This is a genomic window from Ruegeria sp. E8 (assembly GCF_056533985.1).
On the sequence record NZ_JBQFOY010000001.1, the window covers coordinates 223,263 to 243,872 of the forward strand.

The window sequence follows — 20,610 nt, forward strand, 5'->3', positions numbered from 1 at the left end:
TTTTTTTGCCCGAGGTCATTTGGATGAGGTGAGAGTAATGAGAGTCGTATTTTGTGTGATTGGCGCCTTGATCGCCCTTGGGTTTCCGCAGATCGCGGCGGCGACCCCGTCTGCGAAAGTGGTGTGCCAGAAGATGATTGATGACGGTCGCGGTGGGTCGATGAACCTTACGGATTGCCTGTGCGCGTATCAGGTCGCCGACGTTGTCCTGGATGACGATATCAAGGCTTTGTTGTTCGAAGCGTGGTTTACGGGCGTCGGTAAGGAAAGCGAACTGGCGCATTTGCCCAACCGCCGACGGATCGAAAAGCAATTTCGGAAGATGGAAAGAACAATGAAGAAAAACTGTGGATTAGCGCCGTAAGCGAAAGTGCTCGGATAGGCTATTGGCAAGAATTCGCCGACATAAATATGCTTATGTGTGAACTTGTTCCTAACCCTGCCGGTGAGTCGTGTCCTAATCTGCCTGTATTGCGGAAAGGAGACGACGATGACTGTATCAAAATTCCTTCTGACACTCTCCATGCTCTCGATTGGACTGATGGCGGCCTGTGCCGGGCCGGGGACGTACCCGATTACCGGGGAAGAGGTCTCGGCGAATGACCCCGTACACGACATGAATCCGGCTAATATCTTCCGGGGCGAGTCGCGTTAAAGCGTCCTGCTCATCAGCATATATCTGTCGCGCTGTCTGAACCCGGTACGCAGGTAAAGCTTCTGAGCCGCTTCATTGTGCCGATCGACTTCCAGATGAAGGGCAGTCAGCCCCGCTTCGGACAATGCTTTGGGGAGATCCAGCAAAACTTCGGTCGCGATGCCGCGACCGCGCACGGCAGGGCGGATGTAGATTTCATCGACAAAACCGTCCAGTCCCCCGAATTCGACCGACCAGCCGAAGGTCAGGATGATATAGCCCAGCGGCGCGCGGCCCGGGCCGATCAGATAGACGCAACCGTGGGGGATGCCTTCTAGCAGTGGCAACAGGGCTTCGCGTCTTTGGTCTGCATCCTGCGCGATTCCGGCCTCGGCATGAAAGGCAGAGACCAGTCCCATCAGGCGGTCCAGGTCATCGGGGCGGGCAAGGCGAAGGGCGGCGCTCATAGCCGGGCCAGCCGTTCGGTGAGCAGGGCAAAGAAGCCATCGGCATCCAGATCGCCCATGAAGATCGCGTTGGGCGCGCGGTCGGTGACGCCCCACCAGTCGGCCACGGTCATACCCATGGTCAGTTCCGACTGGGTTTCAATCTCGACATTCACATGACGGCCCGAGAACAGATCGGGCCGGATCAGATAGGCGGTTACACAGGGATCGTGCAGTGGTGCGCCTTCGCTGCCGTATTTGTTCTTGTCGAACCGTTCAAAGAAATCCGTCATCTCGGCCACCGCAATGCCGACCTTGTTGCCAATGGCGCGGAAGGCGTCGTTGCGGGGTTTCGTGACCAGCGCCTTGTGCGTCACGTCCAGAGACATCACAACGATGGGTCGGCCTGATCTGAACACGATATCAGCGGCTTGCGGGTCGACATGGATGTTGAATTCTGCCGTTGGGGTGATGTTGCCTACCTCGAAATAGGCACCGCCCATCAGCACGATTTCCTGCACACGCTCGACAATATCGGGGGCTTTCTGAAAGGCCGTCGCGATGTTGGTCAGCGGGCCCAGAGGGCAGAGCGTCACGGTACCTGGCTCATGCGCGCGCAGGGTGTCGATGATGAAGTCGACGGCGTGGCCTTTGGCCAGCGGCATGGTGGGATCGGGCAGGTCGGGACCGTCGAGGCCAGTTTTGCCATGCACATGTTCCGCAGTGACCAGAGGGCGGTTCAACGGGCGGTCGCACCCGGCATAGACCGGTACCTCGGTATGGCCCGCCAGTTCGCAGACGATACGGGCATTCTTGGCTGTCAGTTCCAGCGGCACGTTCCCGGCGACGGCGGTGATGCCCAGCAGGTCGATCTCTTCGGGGCTGGCCAGCGCCAGCAGGATGGCGACGGCGTCGTCCTGTCCGGGGTCGGTGTCGATGATGATCTTGCGGGGGGGCATGGTCGTCTCCGGGGGTGGTGAAGGTCGGACACTGGCAAGTGTAACCGCGCTTGTCTACCCGTTTTACGTGTCGGCCACTGCGCTGACCGGCGGGAGTTTGCCGTTGGCGCGGTGTTCTTCGGTCTTCACCTCGTCCCACAGCGCGTCCATCTCGGCCAGATCGCTTTGCTGCGGGGTCTTGCCGCGCGTGGCCAGCCGCGCCTCGACCTGTTCGAACCGGCGGGTGAACTTGGCGTTGGTGCGGCGCAGGGCGGCCTCGGGTTCGATACCCAGATGACGGCCCAGATTGACCATGACGAACAAGAGGTCTCCGAATTCATCCTCAAGCGCGTCGGCGTCCATGCTGTCGCGCGCCTCTTCCAGTTCGGCGGCCTCTTCGGTGATCTTGGCCAGCACGTGGCTGGCATCGGGCCAGTCGAACCCAACGCGGGCGGCGCGTTTTTGCAGCTTGTGCGCGCGTAGCAGGGCGGGCAGGTTTGCGGCCACGCCGTCCAGCGCGCCTTTCTGTTCATTGCCCGCGCGTTCGGCGGCTTTGATCGCCTCCCAATCCAAGGTTTGCTGTTCCGCGGACTTGTCGCGGGATTCGTCACCGAACACATGCGGATGACGCACGACCATCTTGTCCGACATGGTGCGTACCACGTCCTGAAAGGTGAAATGCCCGGCTTCTTCAGCCATTTGTGCATGGAAGACGGATTGGAACAGCAGATCGCCCAACTCTCCTTTCAGCTCATCATAGGCTTCACGTTCGATGGCGTCGGCGACCTCATAGGCTTCCTCGATCGTGTAGGGCGCGATGGTGGCGAAATCCTGTTCGATATCCCACGGGCAGCCGGTTTGCGGGTCGCGCAGGCGGCGCATGATTTCCAGCAAACGCTCGATCCCAGCGTCACTGTCGTGAATCAGCGAAGTATCAGCCATTGCGAACCCTTTCGTTCCGGTGTCAGATGCATCCATCCCGCAGTCGTGATCAGGAGTCCACCCCAGATGCCCGTCGTCAACCGAATTGCCGATTTCGCCGCCGATATGGCCCAGTGGCGCCAGCACCTGCACACGATCCCGGAACTGGAGTTCGAATGCTATGAAACCGCCGCCTTCGTGGCCGAGCGTCTGCGCGAGTTCGGAGTGGATGAGCTGCATGAAGGGATCGCCAAGACCGGCATGGTCGCAATCATCAATGGGCAGGGTGAAGGGCCGACCATTGGCCTGCGTGCGGATATGGACGCGTTGCCGATCCCTGAGGAAACGGGTGTCGAGTATGCCTCGAAGAACCCCGGCAAGATGCACGCCTGCGGTCATGACGGGCACACCACGATGCTGTTGGGGGCGGCGCGATACTTGGCCGAAACACGGAATTTCGCGGGCCGAGTGGCGCTGATCTTTCAGCCGGCCGAAGAAGAGGGTGGCGGGGCCAATGTCATGGTGCAGGAAGGCATCCTGGACCAGTTCGGCATTGCCGAGGTCTATGCCCTGCACAATGATCCGGGCAAGCCCGAGGGCGCGTTCTATACGACTCCGGGTCCGATCATGGCCGCAGTCGACACGTTCGAGATTCACGTTCAGGGCATGGGCGGGCACGCGGCGTTGCCGCATCAGACCCGCGATCCGGTGATGGCGGCCTGTGGCATAGCGCAGGCCATTCAGACGATTGTCAGCCGGAACCACTATGCCGTCGATGATCTTGTCGTGTCCGTGACGCAGATCCATGCCGGGACGGTCAACAACGTGGTCCCGGATACTGCCTATCTGAACGGAACCGTGCGCACATTTGATCCGGCCGTCCAGAAAATGGTGATGGAGCGTATGGAACAGATCGTTGCGGGTCAGGCGGCCTCGTACGGGGTCGAGGCTAAGCTGGATTATCAGGTGGGTTATCCCGCCACGATTAACGACGTGCGGAAATGCGCCTTTGCCGCCGAAGTGGCCAGAGAGGTGTCCGGAGAGGACCGTGTGATCGATACGCTGGGGCGCGACATGGGGGCTGAGGATTTTTCCTACATGCTTCAGGCCCGTCCGGGGGCGTATCTGTTCGTGGGGCAGGGCGACACCGCTGGCCTGCATCATCCCAAGTATAACTTTAACGACGAGATCGCGCCGGTGGGGGCATCCTTTTTCGCGAGGATCGTGGAGAGGGCGCTGCCTTTGGCTTGACGTTTGCGTGCGTCGCCACCCAGCGGGAATTTTGGGGAGGAAAGAGACCCGATATGGCATTGGAAGATGCAAAGAACCAGGTGGATGAAGCATTCACCAACCCGGACCTGAAAGGGCTGTCATACGAAAACACGTTCGGTGGCGCGACATCCTTTCTGCGCCGCCTGTACACCAAGGATCTGAAAGGGGTGGATATTGCCGTGACCGGCGTGCCCTTCGATCAGGCCGTGACCAACCGGCCCGGCACGCGTCTTGGTCCACGCGCGATCCGCGAGGCCAGCGCGCTGCAATCGCCCGACGCACCCTATGGCTGGCCATATGATCCGCTGAGCGAACTGGCGATCGTGGATTATGGCGACATGGCCTATGACTATGCCAACATCCCGGCCTTTCCCGACACGCTGACGGATCATATCCGCAACATTCTGGCGGCGGATGTGGCCTCGGTCACGCTGGGCGGGGACCACTATATCAGCTTTCCGATCCTGAAAGCCTATGCCGAGAAATTCGGGCCCATGTCGCTGCTGCAATTCGATGCGCATACCGATACCTGGGCCGATGACGACATGTCCCGCGTTGATCACGGGACCATGTTCTACAAGGCGGTGAAGTCGGGGATCGTGGACCCGAATCGGTCCGTTCAGGTGGGTATCCGCACCACCAACGAGGATACGCTGGGCGTGAACATCATCGATGCGCGCGAGGTGTATGAATCCGGCCCCGCCGCTGTGGCACAGAAGGTCAAGGGCATTCTGGGCGACAGTCCCGTCTATCTGAGCTTTGACATCGACGGTCTGGACCCGGCCTTTGCCCCCGGCACGGGCACGCCGGTCTGGGGCGGGTTGAGCTCGATCCAGGCGCAGATCATCCTGCGCGACATTGCCGGGATCAACATCAAGGGCGGCGACGTGGTCGAGGTCTCTCCGCCCTTCGACACGTCTGGCGCGACGGCGATTGCGGGGGCCCATGTGGCGACGCAGATTATCTGCCTGCTGGGGTGGGACAAGCTGGCAGAGGCGAAGACGTAAATCCACGCAGGCCTCGTGTTAACCAATGGTTAGCCATAATACCGGTATGTGCTGGATCAATAGACTTACAGGGATGGGAACAAACGCGCATGACTGAATTCAATCAACCGGTCAGCGGTAATGATCTGGCGCGATTTTCGGGGCCGAACACGTTCATGCGCCTGCCGCAGGCGGCCTCGCTGGCGGGGCTGGATGTGGCGGTGCTGGGGGTGCCGATGGATATCGGCACCTCGTGGCGGTCGGGCACGCGGTTCGGGCCGAAACAGATTCGCAGTGAAAGCGCGATGATCCGGCCTTACAACATGGCCACGTCAGCGGCCCCGTTTGACAGCCTGCAAATCGCCGATATCGGGGATCTGGCGATCAATACTTTCTCGCTGGCCGACAGTTTGAAGATCATCAGGGAAAGCTATGGTGGGATTCTGGCGCAGAACGTGATCCCCGTGGCGATGGGGGGCGATCATTCGATCACCCTGCCGATCCTGCGGGCCATTGCGGCAAAGCACGGGCCAGTGGCTTTGGTTCATGTGGATGCCCATGCGGATGTGAATGACGAGATGTTCGGCGAGCGTGAGACCCACGGCACCGTTTTTCGCCGCGCCTATGAAGAGGGGCTTATCGTCCCCGACAAGACCTTCCAGATCGGCATTCGCGGTTCGGGTTATGCGGCCGCGGATTTTGCCGAGGCGCGGGATTGGGGGTTCAAGCAGTTTCCGGCGTGGGATTTGTGGCAGCAGAACCTGACCCAGATCGGTTCGCAGATCCGCAAAACGGTCGGGGATCATCCGGTTTACATCACCTATGATATCGACAGCCTGGATCCGGCATTTGCCCCCGGTACCGGTACGCCCGAAATCGCCGGGCTGACCACGCCACAGGCGCTGCAACTGATCCACGCGTTGGGCGGTGTGAATGTGGTGGGGTGCGATCTGGTCGAGGTCTCTCCGCCCTATGATCCGTCGGGGAATACGGCGCTGACGGCGGCGAACCTGATTTACGAGATGCTGTGCATCCTGCCGGGCGTGACGTCGCGGTAAACCGGGCGGCATCGGCTTGCCTCGGCGCCTGATCCGCATAGGGTTTGCCTAACGGGACGGAACGGGATGAAAAAGATGGTTCTTTGGGCGGTGATTGCGGCTGTGCTCGGGTTGGGCGCATTTATCCGGCTGGCCCCGTCAGATCCCGAGCGATGGCATATTGCGCCGGTTGTTGCCGAAAATAAGGACTTGCCGAACGGTGTGGTTCGGAGCGTTGAAACCGGCCCGGATGGGTTGCAGCGCCTTGACCAGATCGCGCGCGCCACACCGCGCACTTCGGTTCTGGCGGGGTCGGTAGATGATGGCATGATCACCTATGTCACCCGAACGAAATGGCTCGGTTTTCCCGACTACACCACCGTTCAGCAGGACGGAGACACCCTGCGCATCCATGGCCGTCTGAGGTTTGGTCGCAGGGATTTCGGGGTGAACAAGGCACGGGTTGATGGGTGGTTGGAGCAGTTTTGACTGTTCAATTGTCGCTCAGGACGCATCACTCGTTTCGAATTGATCAGCTGGTTCACTCTGCAACCCAGACGACAAGCATCCTTCCTGTACTTCGCGCCACATGGGCACGTTCAGGGACATCTGACATTGCGCGGTGAACATGCGGCCGTCGACTTGCAGGCAGATCATCTCACCCAGTTCTATCCGGGAGCCAGATCTGTCGGTGCAATAGCAATCGCGGGTCTTGCCGTCCGGGCCGATATAATCGGCGAAAACCGGAGTGGATGTCAGCAGCAGAGCAAGCAAAACCCGTTTCATGGCGGCAAGCTTAGCATGACGTTGCCCTTGACCAAAGCCCTTGGATGAGAGACACCGCCGGGATGATCCCCGAAGAACGTCTTGAACAGATAACCCAGCGTTTCCAATACCTCGAAGCAGCCATGGCCGATGGCGCGTCGGGTGGTGATATCGCGACGCTGGCCAAGGAATATTCCGACCTCAAACCGGTGGTCGACCAGATCATGGCCTGGCGCCAGTTGGTTTCCGATCTGGCCGAGGCCGAAGCGATGCTGGCTGATCCGGATATGAAGGAACTGGCCGAAGAGGAAATTCCCGACCTTCAGTCGCGCATCCCCGAGGCGGAACATGCGTTGCAACTGGCTCTGTTGCCGAAAGACGCGGCAGATGCGCGCCCGGCGATGCTGGAAATCCGCCCCGGTACCGGTGGGGATGAGGCGGCGTTGTTCGCGGGCGATCTGCTGCGCATGTATCAGCGCTATGCCGAGGCGCGGGGCTGGCAGTTTGAGATCATCGAAGAACAGGCCTCGGATCTGGGTGGGATCAAAGAGGTGGTGGCCCACATCAAAGGCGACAACGTCTTTGCCCGGATGAAGTACGAATCCGGCGTGCACCGGGTGCAGCGCGTGCCCGAGACTGAAAGCGGCGGGCGGATCCATACATCGGCCGCAACCGTGGCGGTTCTGCCCGAGGCCGAGGATGTGGACATCCAGATCGACGCGAATGATATCCGCATCGATACCATGCGCAGTTCGGGCGCGGGGGGACAGCATGTGAACACCACCGACTCGGCGGTGCGGATCACGCACCTTCCGACGGGGTTGGTTGTCACCAGTTCTGAGAAGTCCCAGCACCGCAACCGCGAGATCGCCATGCAGGTGCTGAAGACGCGGCTTTATGATCTGGAGCGGCAGCGGATTGACAGCGAACGCTCGGCAGATCGCGCCAGCCAGGTGGGCTCGGGCGACCGCTCGGAGCGCATTCGCACCTATAACTTCCCGCAAGGTCGGATGACGGATCACCGGATCAACCTGACCCTCTACAAGCTGGATCAGGTGATGCAGGGCGATCTGGACGAGGTCATCGACGCGCTGACCGCAGACGATCAGGCGCGGCTGCTGGCTGAGATGGCGCAATGACCGGCCTACAAACAGCAGCGCAGGCCATGGTGGCCGCAACGGCGCGTTTACGAGCGGCCGGCGTCGAAGACCCGGCGCGGGATGCGCGTTTGTTGCTGGCCCATGCGGCCCGGATCGAGGCCAGCCGAGTCACGCTGATAGCTCCCGAGGAATTGCAGCCCGAGATTGCCGAGCGCTATGACCAGTTGATCTCCTTGCGCGCCATTCGGGTGCCGGTGTCGCATTTGCTGGGCGAGCGCGAGTTCTATGGGCGCAGGTTTCGCGTCAGCCGGGATGTTCTGGATCCGCGCCCGGAAACCGAAACCTTGATCGAAGCGGCGTTGAGCGAACCGTTCGATTATGTTCTGGATTTGGGCGTGGGCTCAGGTTGTATTCTGGTCACGCTGCTTGCGGAACGCAGCAGCGCCTCGGGCACGGGCGGCGATCTGAGCGAGGCTGCCTGTCTTCAGGCCAGCGCCAACGCGGTGTACCACCAGGTGCAAGGGCGGGCCGAGATCGTGCAGTCGAATTGGTTTGAAAACATTGAGGGTCAATTTGACCTCATTGTTTCTAATCCGCCTTACATTTCGATCTCTGAGATGGAGGATCTTTCGCCCGAAGTGCGGGAACATGAGCCGCGCATGGCGCTGACGGATGAAGGGGACGGTTTGGGCGCGTATCGGCGGATTGCGGCCTCGGCCCCGGATTTTCTGTTGCCCGGTGGGCGGATACTGGTGGAAATCGGCCCGACGCAGGCAAATTTGGTGTCTGCCTTGTTTGACGCAGCGGGTCTGGTGGAAATCCGCGTGATCCCCGATCTGGACGGGCGCGACCGGGTTGTCGGCGCAAAAATGCCGGGTTGAAACGGTGATTTGAGGCCAAAAAACGCTGCCTTGAACAAAAAAGCTTGTGAAAACTCCAGATTCCTCTTGTCTGTGCGGTCAGGACATGTTTACTCAGGATTAGTCGGCGAGGTTGACGCTGTTGCAGCGCACCCCTGACGCCAAGCCCAAAAAAGTCGACATCCCGTCACGGCAAACGCCTCAGAGCAGTGCAAAACACGGGTTGAGCGACAGCGCATTGATAAGGCTGACGTAAAGTAAGATGAGATCTTCCAAATCCCGCTCGCGGGCCAAGAACAACCGCAATCGCCCCTCCGGCGGCAACGTCGTAAACCGGGTTTTTGACAGCTCGGGTCCCGAGGGCAAAGTGCGTGGCACGCCACAGCAGATCATTGACAAATATAACCAGTTGGCTCGTGACGCGCAGTTGTCGAATGACCGCGTGGCCGCCGAGAACTTTCAGCAGCATGCGGAACACTACCTGCGTATGCTGAGCGAAGCGCAGCGCGAGATTGAAGCGCGCCGCGAAGAGCAGGAACGCCAGAACCGCGAACGGCAGGCCGAGCGAGATCGTGAACGCGCCGAGCGTCAGGAACGTGAAGCAGCCCGTCAGGCTGATCCGGCCGAGGCCCCGCAGCCCGACGTGATGGACCTGTCGCATCAGTCTTCGGATCCGGACAGCGGTCTGGTCGAGACGCCGGAGAGCAAAGAGGCACCGGTTGTCGAGACGCCGGAAGAGGCCCCGCGCAAGGAAAAGCCTGCGCGCAAGCCACGCGCCCGCAAGCCAAAGCCTGCGCCTGCTGCGGCGGAAGAGGCACCTGCCGACAAAGGTGACGCTCCGGAAGCCGCTGAGTAAGATCAGTATCAGAAATGAAAAAAGCCCCGTGGTTCAGACCCGGGGCTTTTTTCATGCAATCAGGCTTTTTTGACTTCGCGTGCCAGAGCACAGAACGCTTCCAGCGGGACTTGTTCGGCGCGTTCTGTCGGTTGGATACCTGCGGCCAAAAGCCGGTCTTCGATATCCGGAGCCACCCCTTTGAGCGAGGCACGCAGCATCTTGCGACGCTGGTTGAAGGCGGCGGCTACGACACGGGACAAGGTTGCCGCGTCGGCAGGGTACCGGGGCTCGGGCAGGGCGGTCAGGTGGACCACGGCGCTGGAGACCTTGGGCGGCGGGGTGAAGGCACCGGGCGGCAGGGACATGGCGATGCGCGCTTCGGCACGCCATTGGGCAAGAATTGCGAGGCGGCCATAGGCTTTGCTGCCGGGTTGAGCCACGATGCGCTCGGCCACCTCGCGCTGGAACATCAGGGTCAGGCTCTGCCAGAAGGGCGGCCATTCCGGTGGTGTCAGCCAGCGCACAAGAAGCTCGGTGCCCACGTTGTAGGGCAGGTTGGCCGCGATGCGGATGGGGGGCGTCAGGTGGTCGAGCGGGTTGATTTCAAGCGCGTCACCGTTGATGACCTCGAGCCTGCCGGGATAGGCAGCGGCAATGTCGTTCAGGGCCGCGATGCAACGGGTGTCTTTTTCTACCGCCACAACTTTGCGCGCACCTTCGGACAGGAGCCCTCGGGTCAGTCCGCCCGGCCCGGGACCGATTTCCAGCACGTCGCATTCTGTCAGGTCCCCGGCCTGACGGGCGATCTTGGCGGTCAGGTTGAGGTCCAGCAGGAAGTTCTGCCCCAGCGACTTACGCGCCGAGAGCTGATGGGTCGCGATGACCTCACGTAGAGGGGGGAGGGTGTCGATAGCGCTCATGATCCGATTACCGTGGCGCAGGCCGCAGGGGCAGCGCCAGAGATTTTTTGCCTCCGGCGGGGATATTTTCAGCCAGGTGAAGGATCAAGAGCTTTGTGCCATGCGTTGGGCGAGTTTCAGGGCTTCGATCAGGCTGGTGGGGTTGGCGATGCCTTTCCCGGCAATGTCGAGAGCCGTGCCGTGGTCGGGTGAGGTGCGGATGAAGGGCAGGCCGAGGGTGACATTCACGCCGCGGTCGAAATCCAGCGTCTTGATCGGGATCAGAGCCTGGTCGTGATACATGGCGATGGCGGCGTCATAACGGGCGCGTGCGGCGGCATGAAACAGGGTATCCGCCGGGTGGGGGCCTGTGAGGACGACACCTTCGGGATTCAGATCGGCCAGCATTGGGGCGATCCAGTCAAGCTCTTCACTGCCCATCTTGCCGCCTTCTCCGGCGTGGGGGTTGAGGCCCGCAATGGCGATACGGGGGGTGGCGATGCCGAACTGATCGCGCAGGCCGCGCGCGGTGATTTCTATCGTTTCACGCAGAAGATCCGGGGTCAGCGCGGCGGGCACTTGTGACAGGGGGATATGGATTGTGGCAGGGACAACCCGCAACTGGTCGCTGGCCAGCATCATCACCACTCTGTCCTTTCCGGACAAGGCGGCCAGAAATTCCGTATGGCCGGGATAGCTGAACCCGGCCCCGTCGATCAGGGCCTTTTTGTGGATGGGTGCGGTGCAAAGCGCCGCAGCCTCTCCGGATTTCACGAGGTCAACGCCGGTTTCGATGGCATCGATCACCGAAGGTGCGTTGGCCGGGTCCGGTTGACCGGCCACGTTCGGAGCGGGGAAATCGAGTTGCAGGACGGGCAGGGCCTGGTCGCAGACTTCGAGGGTTTGCGCGGGGTTTTCGATTTTCGCAATAGGTGTGTCGGAGGGCAGGTGGCTGGCGTCGCCGACAAAGAAAAACGGACAGACACCGCGCAATTCTGCCCACGCCTTGGCTGCGATTTCCGGTCCGATTCCGGCCGGTTCACCGCAGCTGAGCGCGATTGGGCGGATCATTCCTGAACAATGACAGCGTCAGCCCGCAGCTGTTCTACCAGACTTTCGGCAAAGGCCTGCAAACGTTGTTGCGCCAGCGCATTTGCAACATCCGCCCGCGAGGTGTTTTCACCCAGATCGCGGGTGCGGTTGCACAGCATCAGGAACATCAGCGTCTGACCGTTGTTGCGGGTGAGAGTTGTTGATATCTCGTTCCGATCCAGCTTGGCCAGTTCCACGGCCACATCGCGGGGTACTTCGGATGGGGCTGCTTCGATACGGTCCAGAACTTCGGGGGGTTGATCCTTGGCGATTCCATAGAGGTCGTCGCAGGTGTCGATCTCTTCCCTCAGTTCGGCTGCGCGCGACAGCGTTTCGGCGCTGCGGCCACCTGGCATGTAATAGATGGCATAATCCAGTTTGGAGATATTGGGTGCGCCGCTCGCAACCTCTCGCAGCCCGCGCAGCTGGAACAGGGCAACGGCGTTTGGCAGCGAGATTGGATCGGTAATCTCACCGTTCTGGAGCCCCAGAATAACAGGTTGCAGCGCTGGAGGCAGGTCGGAGATATTCAGCCAGTCCAGCCGACCGCCTTCGCCGCGGGTTGCGGCGGCAGAATACTGGGCTGCGGCGGCGGAAAACGCGTCAACCCCTTGCAATTGCGAGATTTCCTGGGCCAGCAGCTCGGTCTGAGCGACAGTTTGCGGGTTTACCGGGATGATGATCTCGGACATCAAAGCCTGCAGGCCGCCGCCACCGGTTTGCCCAAGGGCGCGATCAATTTCATCTTCGGTCGGACGGGCCTGCGACAGGTAGCGAGAGCTGATATAGTCCCGCCAGGACAGTTGGTCTGCGACAAAATCACGGACAGTTTCCGGGTCCACGCCCTGTTGGCCCAGGAGTTGCAGGAACTGTTCTGTGGACAGTTGCCCGCGCGCAGCAAATTCGTCGATACCCACTTGGACGGCTTCGGGTGTGGCCTGCACGCCCGCATCGCGCATCACCTGCCTGCGCAGTTTTTCATTGATCAGGGCATCCCTGACGTCGGCTTCAGTGCCACCGGGAAGGCCCAGAGCGTTGAGGAATTGCAGGCGCTGTTCCAGCTCGTACCAGGTGACAATGTCCTGATTGACGCGGATCGCGGGTGAGAACAGGCTTTGTGCGCTGACCTGTGGTGTCGCAACTGCGAGGAGTGCGGCGGCGAGTGCCGGCGCTACCGGTTTGAGCCAACCGGAACGGAGAAACCTGGAGAAACCTGTTATCAACTGCATGTTCTCTTATATGTCTTGCCACCGCCTTCAACGGCATACCCTGTTAGGGACACGGTAAACCCGAATTCTGTCGAAGGCTCAATAGTGGATGTTGAAGTAAAGCGTCTGCTTACGGACATGTTAACCTGAACGCATTCATTCTGATAGGTCACACCAAGACCCAATTGGATCGGTTCGGACTGGCCCAGATCATAGCGGGCGTCGGCATTTGTCAGCCAGTTCTGGTCGATCTGGTAACGGCCTATCAGCAGGATCTCGGAGATTTCGTTCACAATGTTTTCGGCCGGGTCCGGTTCCTGCCAGATGTAACTGCCGCCCAAGCTGGCATTTTCGGAGTTCCAGGCTCCGCGCACTTCGGCCTTTACGAAACTGAAATCGCTATCGATCAGACCGCGCCCGCTGAGCGACCAGCCATTGGCTGTGGCAATCTGGCCGGCCAGCAACAAATCCGACGTTGTGCCCTGCAATCCGGATGTAAGCGTGAAGTTCGGATCGGCATCGGCCCGAAAAACCTGCCCCACAGTCGCAAGGGCCCGCCAGCCGCCCGCACCATATCGGGCCCAGTTCACGCCAATGACACCAGTAGCACCGTCTTCGCGTCGGTCGGGGGCGGGAAAACGGGACAGGGCCAGCAGGTTGCCCTGATCGAATTCCTGAAAGGTGCTTTCGTCGTTTGGAACGTTGGTGTCCGAGACATGGGTCCAGCCGAACTGTGCGATCGGTTCCAGAAACTGAACCGCGCCGGAGTCTTCGCGGCGGGTCATCGGGTAACGAAGCGTCAGGGCCGCGCGCGGGGTCGAGCGGGTGACGTTGCTGGGAAAGTTGCTGTCATGTCGAATGTTGAACGTATCGACAGACGCGCCCAATGTTGCATCCGCGCGCAGGCCGGATGCAAAGGTCCAACTGCGCAGCCATTCGGCATCGAATGTCGCCCGCGCAATGTCGCGGCCAACAATGTTGGCGTCCGAGGTGCGTTCATGCGCATGGCCGATAAAGGCCAGCCGAACTTCGCCTCCGACCATGCTTGGGAAAAACCGTTTTCTGTAGTTCAAATCGAAGACGCGCGATGGGATTTCATCCTGATTTTCGCTGTCGCGCAGCGTTTTATAGTGGATGATGCCCGTTTTGAACGCGGTGTCGCGCTTGATCCGTTCCAGTGCGATTTCGCTGCGCAAACGGTCCGGCGCCGGCAGGCCGTAGTCAACCAGATAGGCGTCGTCCGAGGCGGTTTGCAGATTGAATGTCAGCCGGAAGTCGTTCTTCAGGTTGAACCAGCCGTTGGCGAATAGATAGCCTCGATCCTGATTGGGCTGCACATCATCCCGGGTATAGGCACCTTCGACCTGAATACGCCCATTCACGAAAGCTTGGCGGTAGCGGTATCCCAACGTCGTGGTCTTGGCTGACACATAAGGTGTCAGCGTCAGGTCCTTGTGGTCACCCAGCTTGAAGAAATACGGGAGCTGAACTCCTGTGCCCAACTGTGACGTGCTGCGGATCGAGGGCACCAGAAATCCGGTTGCGCGTTCCAATGTGGGATCGGGCAGGCGCAGATAGGGGAAGTAAAACACCGGATAGTCCAGTACCCGCAACTGCGCCCCTTCGAAATACAGTTGCCGTTCCAATTGGTCATGCGTGACTTTGCGCGCCCGGATCTGCCAGAGCGGCGGCTTGCCATTGGCACAGACATGGCAGGACGTGGCCGAGACTTTGCTGAATTGCGTATAGCGGCCCGCGGCCCGTTTTGCCTGAACCGAGGCGATCTGGACCTGTTGGTCGAATACCATCCGAGCGCCGATCAGCAGGCCGTTCTGAATTCCGCTGTCCAATTGCCCCGAATCGGCCAAAAGGGTTGATTGCCCGCCCTGATCGACCCGAATGGGGCCTTCCAATGTCAGTTCACCGGTTTCGCGGTCATAGATGATGCGTTGGGCCGACAGTTTGGTATCGCCCTGAAACGCCTCGACATTGCCTTCGGCCACCAGCTTGCGCTCGGGTGTGATGAAGACCTTGTCGGCCACCAGCAGGGCCGGTTCTTCCTGCGTTTGCGCGCCTTGCTGTGGGGCAGCCGGGGTGGTCTGCGCTGCAAGAGCAATCGGAACGGAAAGAGCAATTGTACTGGTCAGCAGCAGAGGAAGTATGCGCCGCATCAGCCGTCCTCCGCATGAAGCAGAAGGCCAAGAGACAGTAGAATGGCGGCAAAGGGCGGTGCCCAGGCAGCGATATAGATGGGCAATTGTCCGTTTTCCCCAAGGATTTGCGCAAAGTTGCGGACGAAGTAGATGGCAAAACCCAGCAGAACCGCCGTCAGCACAGCAATTCCTGTGCCGCCGAAACGGACGTGGCGCATGGTGAAGGCAGCCCCGATCAGCACCATCGAAACCAGAAAGAGCGGCCGGGCCAGCTGCACCTGCAGCCAGACCTCATATTGCTTGGTCGAAAACCCGGCTTCGCGCAAATCCCTGATCAATTGAGGCAGGTCATAGACCGAGACCGAGTCCTGTTGACCCAACGTATCCATGATCCGCTGCCGGGTCAGCGAGGTCGGCAATTCCAGACGCTCGTGCTCGGCCGAATTGGTTTCAGGGTTCTGCCCGTCCTGCAAGTTCCAGATTTTGGCCTGATAGAGGACCCAGTTTCCGTCCTCCAGTTCGGCCCGGTCGGCGACGATTTGTTGGGTCGGTTTGCCGTTCCGCGCAAAGGTGGTGATCGTCACGTCGTCAAGGCCCAGGGTCTCTCCGTTCGAGGTGCCGCGGGCGTGGATGACAGCCTGACCGTTTTCCGCGGACTGGCGCAGCCACAGGCCCTCGCTGCTGATCGACAGGGCCGAGCTGCCGTTGTTCTTGTAAGAATCAGACAGGCGCTGAAACTCTTCGGACGTGGCCGCTGCGATGGGATTCAACAAAGTTACCGCCAGCGCGCCGATGATCAGCGCCAGGAATGCCGGGGCAACCAATGCGCGGATGCCGGAACGGCCCGTGGCGCGGGTCACCACAAGCTCTGACGTGCGGGCGAGACCGACGAACAGGGCGATGGTGGAGAGGATGACCAGCAAGGGCAGCATTTCGCTGATGGCTGCCGGTGTGTTCAACAGCGTCAGGTGCAGCAATTGACCGAAAGACAGATCAACTTCGTCAAAACGGCGGATCTGTTCGATCAGATCAATGAGAATCATCAGGGTCAGAAAGATGCCGCCAATAACCAGAAAGCTTTGCATGAAGCGGCGGGCAAAATAGCGGTCGAGGATCACGGATGGGCCCCCGTCATGCCTGTGACAACAGGGTTCAGGCCGAGATCGCGCGTGCATGGACTCATGCGCGACGGCGTATGCCTGCCCTCTCGTGTCACTTCTATCTCCCCCGAGCCTGCCGATTATTTTTTCGAGACCTTACTGCAATTGAATGGCGGGGAAAACTGCTATCTGGTCAAGCCGTCCGGTGCGGGCTAGGTCTTGGGGAACAGAATTTGAGGAGTTTACAATGAGCAGTCTGGTACCGATCCGCTTTCAGGAGTTTGACTTGGATGCGATGGCGCAGGCCGAAGGGCGCGTGGCCATAATTATTCCAGCCGACGGCAAGATGAGCCCCGCTGTCCGTCGGGCCAACCGCCTGACCAAAGGTGCCGTGGCGCGGCTTGTCGAAAGTGAGAAATTCGGGAAAGCCAAGACCGGCGATGTGATCTCGCTGGCGTGGCCGGCCGGGATGTCGGCCGAAGCGCTGGATGTTCTGGTTCTGCCGCGCCGTCCCGAGGCTGATGAAGCGCGCAAGGGGGGTGCGGCACTGGCCAAGCTGGCAGGTGGCAAGGACGTGCTTGTGATGGTCGGCAATCAGGTACGGACCGAAGAAATGGCGCTTGGAATTGCGCTGCGCAGCTATGATTTCGACGCGCATAAAACCAAGGAAAGCGAAACGTCTGGCACGGTCACGATCAGCCATGCGAAACCCAACGAGGCCGAAGCGGAGTTCGCACCGCTCTATGCGATTGCCGACGGCGTTCGGATGACCCGCGATCTGACCAACGAGCCTGCGAATGTCCTGACCACGACGGAATTCGCCGATCGTCTGGTTGAGATGCAGGAGTTGGGCCTTGAGGTCGAAGTTCTGGAGGAAGACAAACTGGCCGAGCTGGGCATGCGCACCTTGCTGAGCGTCGGGCAAGGCTCGGACAGCCCGTCCAAGGTGGTCGTGATGCACTGGAGGGGTGGCGACAAGGATGACGCGCCGCTGGCTCTGGTCGGCAAGGGCGTGGTGTTTGACACCGGGGGGATCTCGCTGAAACCGGCGGGCGGCATGGAAGAGATGACCATGGATATGGGCGGTGCAGGCGTTGTCGCAGGCACCATGCGGGCGCTGGCCAAACGCAAGGCCAAGGCCAATGTGGTTGGTCTGGTCGGTTTGGTCGAGAATATGCCGTCGGGCAATGCCACCCGTCCGGGCGATGTGGTCAAGTCGATGAAGGGCGATACGGTCGAAATCATCAACACCGATGCCGAGGGCCGTTTGGTTTTGTGCGACGTGATGTGGTACGCGCAGGAGCGGTTTGAGCCGGTGGGCATGGTCGATCTGGCCACTCTGACAGGGGCGATTATCATCGGGCTTGGTCATGAGAATGCCGGTGTGTTTTCTAACAATGACACGTTCTGCGACGCCTTCCTGAAATCGGCCAAGGCCGAAGACGAAGGCGCGTGGCGGATGCCGTTGGGCGATGCCTATGACAAGATGCTAAAATCGCGCATTGCGGATATGAAGAATGTGGGCGGACGTCCTGCGGGTTCGATCACCGCTGCGCAGTTCCTGCAACGTTTTGTGAAAGAGGAAACGCCGTGGATTCACCTGGATATCGCGGGTGTGGCCTCGGTGTCGTCTGAAACATCCTATGCGCCCAAAGGGGCCACCGGGTGGGGCGTGCGCGCGCTGAGCCGGTTCGTGCAGGACAATTTCGAGTAAGCCGATGGGCGCTGTCTATTTCTACCACCTGACCCGTCAACCGCTGGAGCACACCTTGCCGGTTCTGCTGGACAAGGCGCGGCAGGCCGGGTGGAAGATTGCCGTGCGTGGCACCGATCCTGCACGGATGGACTGGCTGGATGAAAAGCTGTGGCTGGAGCCCGAGGACGGGTTCCTGCCACATGGTCGCGCGGGCGGACCGCATGACGCGGCGCAACCGATTCTGCTGACCACCGGGCCGGAGGCCGCCAACGAACCGGCCTGTGTGATGGCCGTGGACGGCGCGCAGGTCGAGCCGGACGAGGTTGCGGCGCTGGAGCGGGTTTGCATCCTGTTCGATGGCAATGACGCGCAGGCTGTCCAGCACGCGCGGGGGCAGTGGAAGGCCCTGACCGGCGCAGGTTGTGCCGCGCAATACTGGTCTGAAGAATCGGGCCGGTGGGAGAAAAAGGCCGAAGCCTAGAGCTTGGGTACTCACAAGATCTCAGGAGACTGACGGATGGAAATGAAGCCTTTGGGCCGAACGGGCATCATGGTGACGGATCTGTGCCTTGGCACGATGACATTTGGCACGCAGACGTCCGAGACGGATGCTCATACCCAGATCGACATGGCTCTGGCAGCCGGAATCAATTTCGTGGACGCCGCCGAGATGTACCCGGTGAATCCGGTCTCGAAAGAGACCGTGGGTCGGACAGAGGAGATATTGGGGAACTGGAATGCTGCCAACAAGGCGCGTCGGGGGGATTACGTGCTGGCGACCAAGCATTCCGGCGCGGGATTTGCCCATGCCCGCGATGGTGCGCCGATTTCCGCGCGGACGATTCCCGAGGCGATCGAGGGCTCGCTGCGCCGCTTGCAGACCGAGTGCATTGATCTCTACCAATTCCACTGGCCGAACCGAGGCAGTTACATGTTCAGACAGAATTGGGACTACGCACCGTCAGGGCATAATACGGACGAAGTGCTGGACAATATGCAGGAATGCCTTGAAGCGCTACAGGCACAGATCGGCAAGGGCAATATACGCGCCTTTGGTTTGTCGAATGAAAGCGCCTGGGGTACGGCGCAATGGCTGCGGCTCGCCGAGCAGATCGGCGCCCCCCGCGTGGCATCCGTTCAGAACGAGTATTCGCTGCTGTGTCGCCATTTCGACACCGATTTGGGTGAGCTGAGTGTGCATGAAGATGTCGGCCTGATGGCTTTCTCACCGCTCGGTGCCGGTTTTCTGACTGGAAAGTATCAGGATGGGGCGGTTCCGGATGGTTCGCGTATGTCCTTGGTGCCCGAAATGGGGGGCCGCAAGGGACCGCGCGTGTTCGATGCCGTGGCGGCCTATCTTGAGATTGCCGCGCGGCATGGGCTGGACCCGGTGCATATGGCACTGGCCTGGTGCCGAACCCGGCCGTTCATGATGTCGGCCATTTTTGGGGCGACTTCAGCTACGCAGTTGCGGCATATTCTGGCCGGGAAAGATCTGCGCCTGTCCGATGACGTGGTTACCGAGATAAATCAGGCTCATCGCGCGCATCCGATGCCGTTTTAGGGGGCGCTGCCCCCGCCGCCCTTGCGGGCGGCTCCCCCGGGATATTTTTAGCCAGATGAAGGGGGATCCCGTCAGTGATGGGTCGGTTGCGTGCGGTCCTGTCTGAGGTCGCGGGCCGACAAGCCATGGGCGGTGCGGAAGGCGCGGGCGAAGCTGGATTGCGAGGCAAAGCCGGTGGCGATTGCCACATCCATCAGCGGCATGTCGGTATCGGTGACCAGGCGGCGGGCCTCGGCCAGTCTGAGTTGCAGGTAGTGGTCCTGCGGGGTGGTGTTCAGGCGCAGGCGGAATTGCTGTTGCAGGGTGCGGGAACTGGTGCCCAGCGTTTCGGCGATATCCGCCAGCGGCAGGGGATCGTCTAGAGAGGATTCCATCAGCGAATTGGCCTTGGCCGTCAGTGCGGTGTGGCGGTGCGGGGCTCCGGTACGGCTTTGCGGTTTGGCGGGGTCTGGTGCGCCTTCGTACAGGAAAAGGCCGGACACGCGCGCGGCAAAGCCCGCACCGTGGCGGGCGGCGATGATATGCAGCATCATTTCAACCGCCGGGATCGCGCCACCGGACGTCAGGCGGGTGCCCGAGACGGTGAACCGATCCGGGCGCACGTCGACCTCGGGGAAGCGGGCCGCGAAATTGTCGAGGTCTTCCCAATGGGTCGTCGCGGCGTGGCCGTCCAGCAGGCCTGCCTCGGCCAGCAGCCACGGGCCGCCGTCGATCCCGGCCATGGTGGCACCGGTGCCCGCGATGCGGCGCAGACCGGCCAGCAGGCTGGGCGTGGCATGGCGGGCCAGTTGGAACCCGGCCACAACGATCATCAGGTCGCAGCCTTGCAAACGGGCCAACGGGATGCCGGGCACGGTTAACGCGCTGGTCAGCATCGCGGGTTCCGTGGTGGCAGTCACATAGTCCCAAACGAAGGCCGGGCGATCCGCCAGCCGGTTCGCCGCGCGCATCGGATCAACCGCCGAGGCAAAGCTGAGCGTGTTGCAGTCGTCCAGCACCAGCACCGCCGTTTTCAGGGCGCGATGTTCGGGTTGGAGTATGTTTTTTGCGGATTTCATCAAGTTCGATTCGCATTCTGGCAAGTGTTTCCCCAAGGCTGCG

General features: G+C 60.7%; 22 protein-coding genes. 12 read left to right on the top strand and 10 right to left on the bottom strand.

The annotated features are described in order from the left end of the window. The first annotated feature begins 37 nt into the window (after positions 1-37). Together ACR0LF_RS01145 and ACR0LF_RS01150 are read left to right on the top strand one after the other, a co-directional pair. Positions 38-364 (top strand): hypothetical protein, encoded by a 327-nt coding sequence (locus ACR0LF_RS01145; protein WP_480573720.1) that lies wholly within the window; start codon positions 38-40, stop codon positions 362-364. 126 nt (positions 365-490) lie between these two features. Then, positions 491-655, top strand: coding sequence for a hypothetical protein (locus ACR0LF_RS01150; protein ID WP_480573723.1), 165 nt, complete (start codon positions 491-493; stop codon positions 653-655). Here the strand turns inward: ACR0LF_RS01150 and ACR0LF_RS01155 are convergent. The 3 genes from ACR0LF_RS01155 to mazG all read right to left on the bottom strand — a co-directional run bounded on the left by ACR0LF_RS01155 (position 652) and on the right by mazG (position 2,960). Further along, a complete protein-coding gene (locus ACR0LF_RS01155; protein WP_480573726.1) occupies positions 652-1,101 on the bottom strand; it encodes a GNAT family N-acetyltransferase in 450 nt (149 codons plus the stop codon). The two genes, ACR0LF_RS01150 and ACR0LF_RS01155, sit on opposite strands and share 4 nt — an antisense overlap. After that, positions 1,098-2,039 (bottom strand): nucleoside hydrolase, encoded by a 942-nt coding sequence (locus ACR0LF_RS01160; RefSeq protein ID WP_480573729.1) that lies wholly within the window; start codon positions 2,037-2,039, stop codon positions 1,098-1,100. The genes ACR0LF_RS01155 and ACR0LF_RS01160 overlap by 4 nt, the downstream gene beginning before the upstream one ends. 63 nt (positions 2,040-2,102) lie before the next feature. Further along, positions 2,103-2,960, bottom strand: coding sequence for a nucleoside triphosphate pyrophosphohydrolase (mazG, locus tag ACR0LF_RS01165; protein WP_480573732.1), 858 nt, complete (start codon positions 2,958-2,960; stop codon positions 2,103-2,105). A gap of 66 nt (positions 2,961-3,026) precedes the next feature. Here mazG and ACR0LF_RS01170 point away from each other — a divergent pair, with 66 nt between their 5' ends. The 4 genes from ACR0LF_RS01170 to ACR0LF_RS01185 all read left to right on the top strand — a co-directional run bounded on the left by ACR0LF_RS01170 (position 3,027) and on the right by ACR0LF_RS01185 (position 6,723). Beyond that, positions 3,027-4,190 (top strand): M20 aminoacylase family protein, encoded by a 1,164-nt coding sequence (locus tag ACR0LF_RS01170; RefSeq protein WP_480573735.1) that lies wholly within the window; start codon positions 3,027-3,029, stop codon positions 4,188-4,190. A 53-nt stretch (positions 4,191-4,243) separates the two neighbouring features. Beyond that, positions 4,244-5,218 (top strand): agmatinase, encoded by a 975-nt coding sequence (gene speB, locus ACR0LF_RS01175; RefSeq protein WP_480573738.1) that lies wholly within the window; start codon positions 4,244-4,246, stop codon positions 5,216-5,218. A gap of 89 nt (positions 5,219-5,307) precedes the next feature. Continuing rightward, positions 5,308-6,255, top strand: coding sequence for an agmatinase (gene speB, locus ACR0LF_RS01180; protein ID WP_480573741.1), 948 nt, complete (start codon positions 5,308-5,310; stop codon positions 6,253-6,255). A 66-nt stretch (positions 6,256-6,321) separates the two neighbouring features. Further along, entirely contained in the window at positions 6,322-6,723 is a 402-nt protein-coding gene (locus ACR0LF_RS01185) for a DUF1499 domain-containing protein (protein ID WP_480573744.1), read from the top strand. A 15-nt stretch (positions 6,724-6,738) separates the two neighbouring features. Here ACR0LF_RS01185 and ACR0LF_RS01190 read toward each other — a convergent pair whose 3' ends face one another. Then, positions 6,739-7,020, bottom strand: a complete 282-nt coding sequence (locus ACR0LF_RS01190) for a hypothetical protein (protein WP_480573747.1) — start codon at positions 7,018-7,020, stop codon at positions 6,739-6,741. Positions 7,021-7,082: 62 nt separating this feature from the next. Here ACR0LF_RS01190 and prfA point away from each other — a divergent pair, with 62 nt between their 5' ends. The 3 genes from prfA to ACR0LF_RS01205 all read left to right on the top strand — a co-directional run bounded on the left by prfA (position 7,083) and on the right by ACR0LF_RS01205 (position 9,815). Next, a complete protein-coding gene (gene prfA / locus ACR0LF_RS01195; protein WP_480576139.1) occupies positions 7,083-8,138 on the top strand; it encodes a peptide chain release factor 1 in 1,056 nt (351 codons plus the stop codon). Further along, positions 8,135-8,980, top strand: a complete 846-nt coding sequence (gene prmC / locus ACR0LF_RS01200; RefSeq protein ID WP_480573750.1) for a peptide chain release factor N(5)-glutamine methyltransferase — start codon at positions 8,135-8,137, stop codon at positions 8,978-8,980. The genes prfA and prmC overlap by 4 nt, the downstream gene beginning before the upstream one ends. Positions 8,981-9,221: 241 nt before the next feature. Next, positions 9,222-9,815 carry a DUF4167 domain-containing protein gene (locus ACR0LF_RS01205; RefSeq protein WP_480573753.1) on the top strand — a complete coding sequence of 198 codons (594 nt, stop codon included), beginning with the start codon at positions 9,222-9,224 and terminating at the stop codon, positions 9,813-9,815. A 59-nt stretch (positions 9,816-9,874) separates the two neighbouring features. Here ACR0LF_RS01205 and rsmA read toward each other — a convergent pair whose 3' ends face one another. The 5 genes from rsmA to lptG form a co-directional block, all read right to left on the bottom strand. Continuing rightward, the gene (gene rsmA, locus ACR0LF_RS01210; protein WP_480573756.1) at positions 9,875-10,717 is read right to left on the bottom strand and encodes a 16S rRNA (adenine(1518)-N(6)/adenine(1519)-N(6))-dimethyltransferase RsmA; all 843 of its coding nucleotides are present in this window, start codon (positions 10,715-10,717) and stop codon (positions 9,875-9,877) included. Positions 10,718-10,801: 84 nt separating this feature from the next. Further along, positions 10,802-11,767: a 4-hydroxythreonine-4-phosphate dehydrogenase PdxA gene (pdxA, locus tag ACR0LF_RS01215; RefSeq protein ID WP_480573759.1), complete on the bottom strand. Its 966-nt coding sequence runs from the start codon at positions 11,765-11,767 to the stop codon at positions 10,802-10,804. Further along, a complete protein-coding gene (locus tag ACR0LF_RS01220; protein ID WP_480573762.1) occupies positions 11,764-13,017 on the bottom strand; it encodes a peptidylprolyl isomerase in 1,254 nt (417 codons plus the stop codon). Before ACR0LF_RS01220 ends, pdxA begins: the two co-directional genes overlap by 4 nt. Continuing rightward, positions 13,008-15,167, bottom strand: a complete 2,160-nt coding sequence (locus tag ACR0LF_RS01225; protein WP_480573764.1) for an LPS-assembly protein LptD — start codon at positions 15,165-15,167, stop codon at positions 13,008-13,010. Before ACR0LF_RS01225 ends, ACR0LF_RS01220 begins: the two co-directional genes overlap by 10 nt. Further along, positions 15,167-16,267: an LPS export ABC transporter permease LptG gene (gene lptG, locus ACR0LF_RS01230; protein ID WP_480573767.1), complete on the bottom strand. Its 1,101-nt coding sequence runs from the start codon at positions 16,265-16,267 to the stop codon at positions 15,167-15,169. Before lptG ends, ACR0LF_RS01225 begins: the two co-directional genes overlap by 1 nt. 229 nt (positions 16,268-16,496) lie before the next feature. Between lptG and ACR0LF_RS01235 the strand changes: the two genes are divergently transcribed. Genes ACR0LF_RS01235 through ACR0LF_RS01245 form a run of 3 tightly spaced genes read left to right on the top strand, consistent with a single transcriptional unit; the run spans position 16,497 to position 19,509 of the window. Then, positions 16,497-17,963, top strand: a complete 1,467-nt coding sequence (locus ACR0LF_RS01235) for a leucyl aminopeptidase (protein WP_480573770.1) — start codon at positions 16,497-16,499, stop codon at positions 17,961-17,963. 4 nt (positions 17,964-17,967) lie between these two features. After that, positions 17,968-18,426: a DNA polymerase III subunit chi gene (locus ACR0LF_RS01240; RefSeq protein WP_480573773.1), complete on the top strand. Its 459-nt coding sequence runs from the start codon at positions 17,968-17,970 to the stop codon at positions 18,424-18,426. A gap of 36 nt (positions 18,427-18,462) precedes the next feature. Beyond that, positions 18,463-19,509: an aldo/keto reductase gene (locus tag ACR0LF_RS01245; protein ID WP_480573776.1), complete on the top strand. Its 1,047-nt coding sequence runs from the start codon at positions 18,463-18,465 to the stop codon at positions 19,507-19,509. Positions 19,510-19,580: 71 nt separating this feature from the next. Here the strand turns inward: ACR0LF_RS01245 and ACR0LF_RS01250 are convergent, their stop codons facing one another. Next, on the bottom strand, positions 19,581-20,567 hold the full coding sequence (locus ACR0LF_RS01250; protein ID WP_480573779.1) for a GlxA family transcriptional regulator: 987 nt from the start codon (positions 20,565-20,567) through the stop codon (positions 19,581-19,583). Positions 20,568-20,610: the final 43 nt, after the last annotated feature.

Excerpts from the sequence above, each read along its gene's own strand:
- pdxA (WP_480573759.1), bottom strand. The coding sequence starts at position 11,767 with ATGATCCGCCCAATCGCGCTCAGCTGCGGTGAACCGGCCGGAATCGGA.
- rsmA (WP_480573756.1), bottom strand. The coding sequence starts at position 10,717 with ATGAGCGCTATCGACACCCTCCCCCCTCTACGTGAGGTCATCGCGACC.
- prfA (WP_480576139.1), top strand. The coding sequence starts at position 7,083 with ATGATCCCCGAAGAACGTCTTGAACAGATAACCCAGCGTTTCCAATAC.
- ACR0LF_RS01250 (WP_480573779.1), bottom strand. The coding sequence starts at position 20,567 with ATGAAATCCGCAAAAAACATACTCCAACCCGAACATCGCGCCCTGAAA.
- ACR0LF_RS01160 (WP_480573729.1), bottom strand. The coding sequence starts at position 2,039 with ATGCCCCCCCGCAAGATCATCATCGACACCGACCCCGGACAGGACGAC.
- ACR0LF_RS01240 (WP_480573773.1), top strand. The coding sequence starts at position 17,968 with ATGGGCGCTGTCTATTTCTACCACCTGACCCGTCAACCGCTGGAGCAC.
- speB (WP_480573741.1), top strand. The coding sequence starts at position 5,308 with ATGACTGAATTCAATCAACCGGTCAGCGGTAATGATCTGGCGCGATTT.
- ACR0LF_RS01155 (WP_480573726.1), bottom strand. The coding sequence starts at position 1,101 with ATGAGCGCCGCCCTTCGCCTTGCCCGCCCCGATGACCTGGACCGCCTG.
- speB (WP_480573738.1), top strand. The coding sequence starts at position 4,244 with ATGGCATTGGAAGATGCAAAGAACCAGGTGGATGAAGCATTCACCAAC.
- ACR0LF_RS01245 (WP_480573776.1), top strand. The coding sequence starts at position 18,463 with ATGGAAATGAAGCCTTTGGGCCGAACGGGCATCATGGTGACGGATCTG.
- ACR0LF_RS01150 (WP_480573723.1), top strand. The coding sequence starts at position 491 with ATGACTGTATCAAAATTCCTTCTGACACTCTCCATGCTCTCGATTGGA.
- ACR0LF_RS01220 (WP_480573762.1), bottom strand. The coding sequence starts at position 13,017 with ATGCAGTTGATAACAGGTTTCTCCAGGTTTCTCCGTTCCGGTTGGCTC.
- ACR0LF_RS01170 (WP_480573735.1), top strand. The coding sequence starts at position 3,027 with ATGCCCGTCGTCAACCGAATTGCCGATTTCGCCGCCGATATGGCCCAG.
- ACR0LF_RS01235 (WP_480573770.1), top strand. The coding sequence starts at position 16,497 with ATGAGCAGTCTGGTACCGATCCGCTTTCAGGAGTTTGACTTGGATGCG.
- ACR0LF_RS01225 (WP_480573764.1), bottom strand. The coding sequence starts at position 15,167 with ATGCGGCGCATACTTCCTCTGCTGCTGACCAGTACAATTGCTCTTTCC.
- prmC (WP_480573750.1), top strand. The coding sequence starts at position 8,135 with ATGACCGGCCTACAAACAGCAGCGCAGGCCATGGTGGCCGCAACGGCG.
- ACR0LF_RS01205 (WP_480573753.1), top strand. The coding sequence starts at position 9,222 with ATGAGATCTTCCAAATCCCGCTCGCGGGCCAAGAACAACCGCAATCGC.
- ACR0LF_RS01145 (WP_480573720.1), top strand. The coding sequence starts at position 38 with ATGAGAGTCGTATTTTGTGTGATTGGCGCCTTGATCGCCCTTGGGTTT.
- ACR0LF_RS01185 (WP_480573744.1), top strand. The coding sequence starts at position 6,322 with ATGAAAAAGATGGTTCTTTGGGCGGTGATTGCGGCTGTGCTCGGGTTG.
- mazG (WP_480573732.1), bottom strand. The coding sequence starts at position 2,960 with ATGGCTGATACTTCGCTGATTCACGACAGTGACGCTGGGATCGAGCGT.
- ACR0LF_RS01190 (WP_480573747.1), bottom strand. The coding sequence starts at position 7,020 with ATGAAACGGGTTTTGCTTGCTCTGCTGCTGACATCCACTCCGGTTTTC.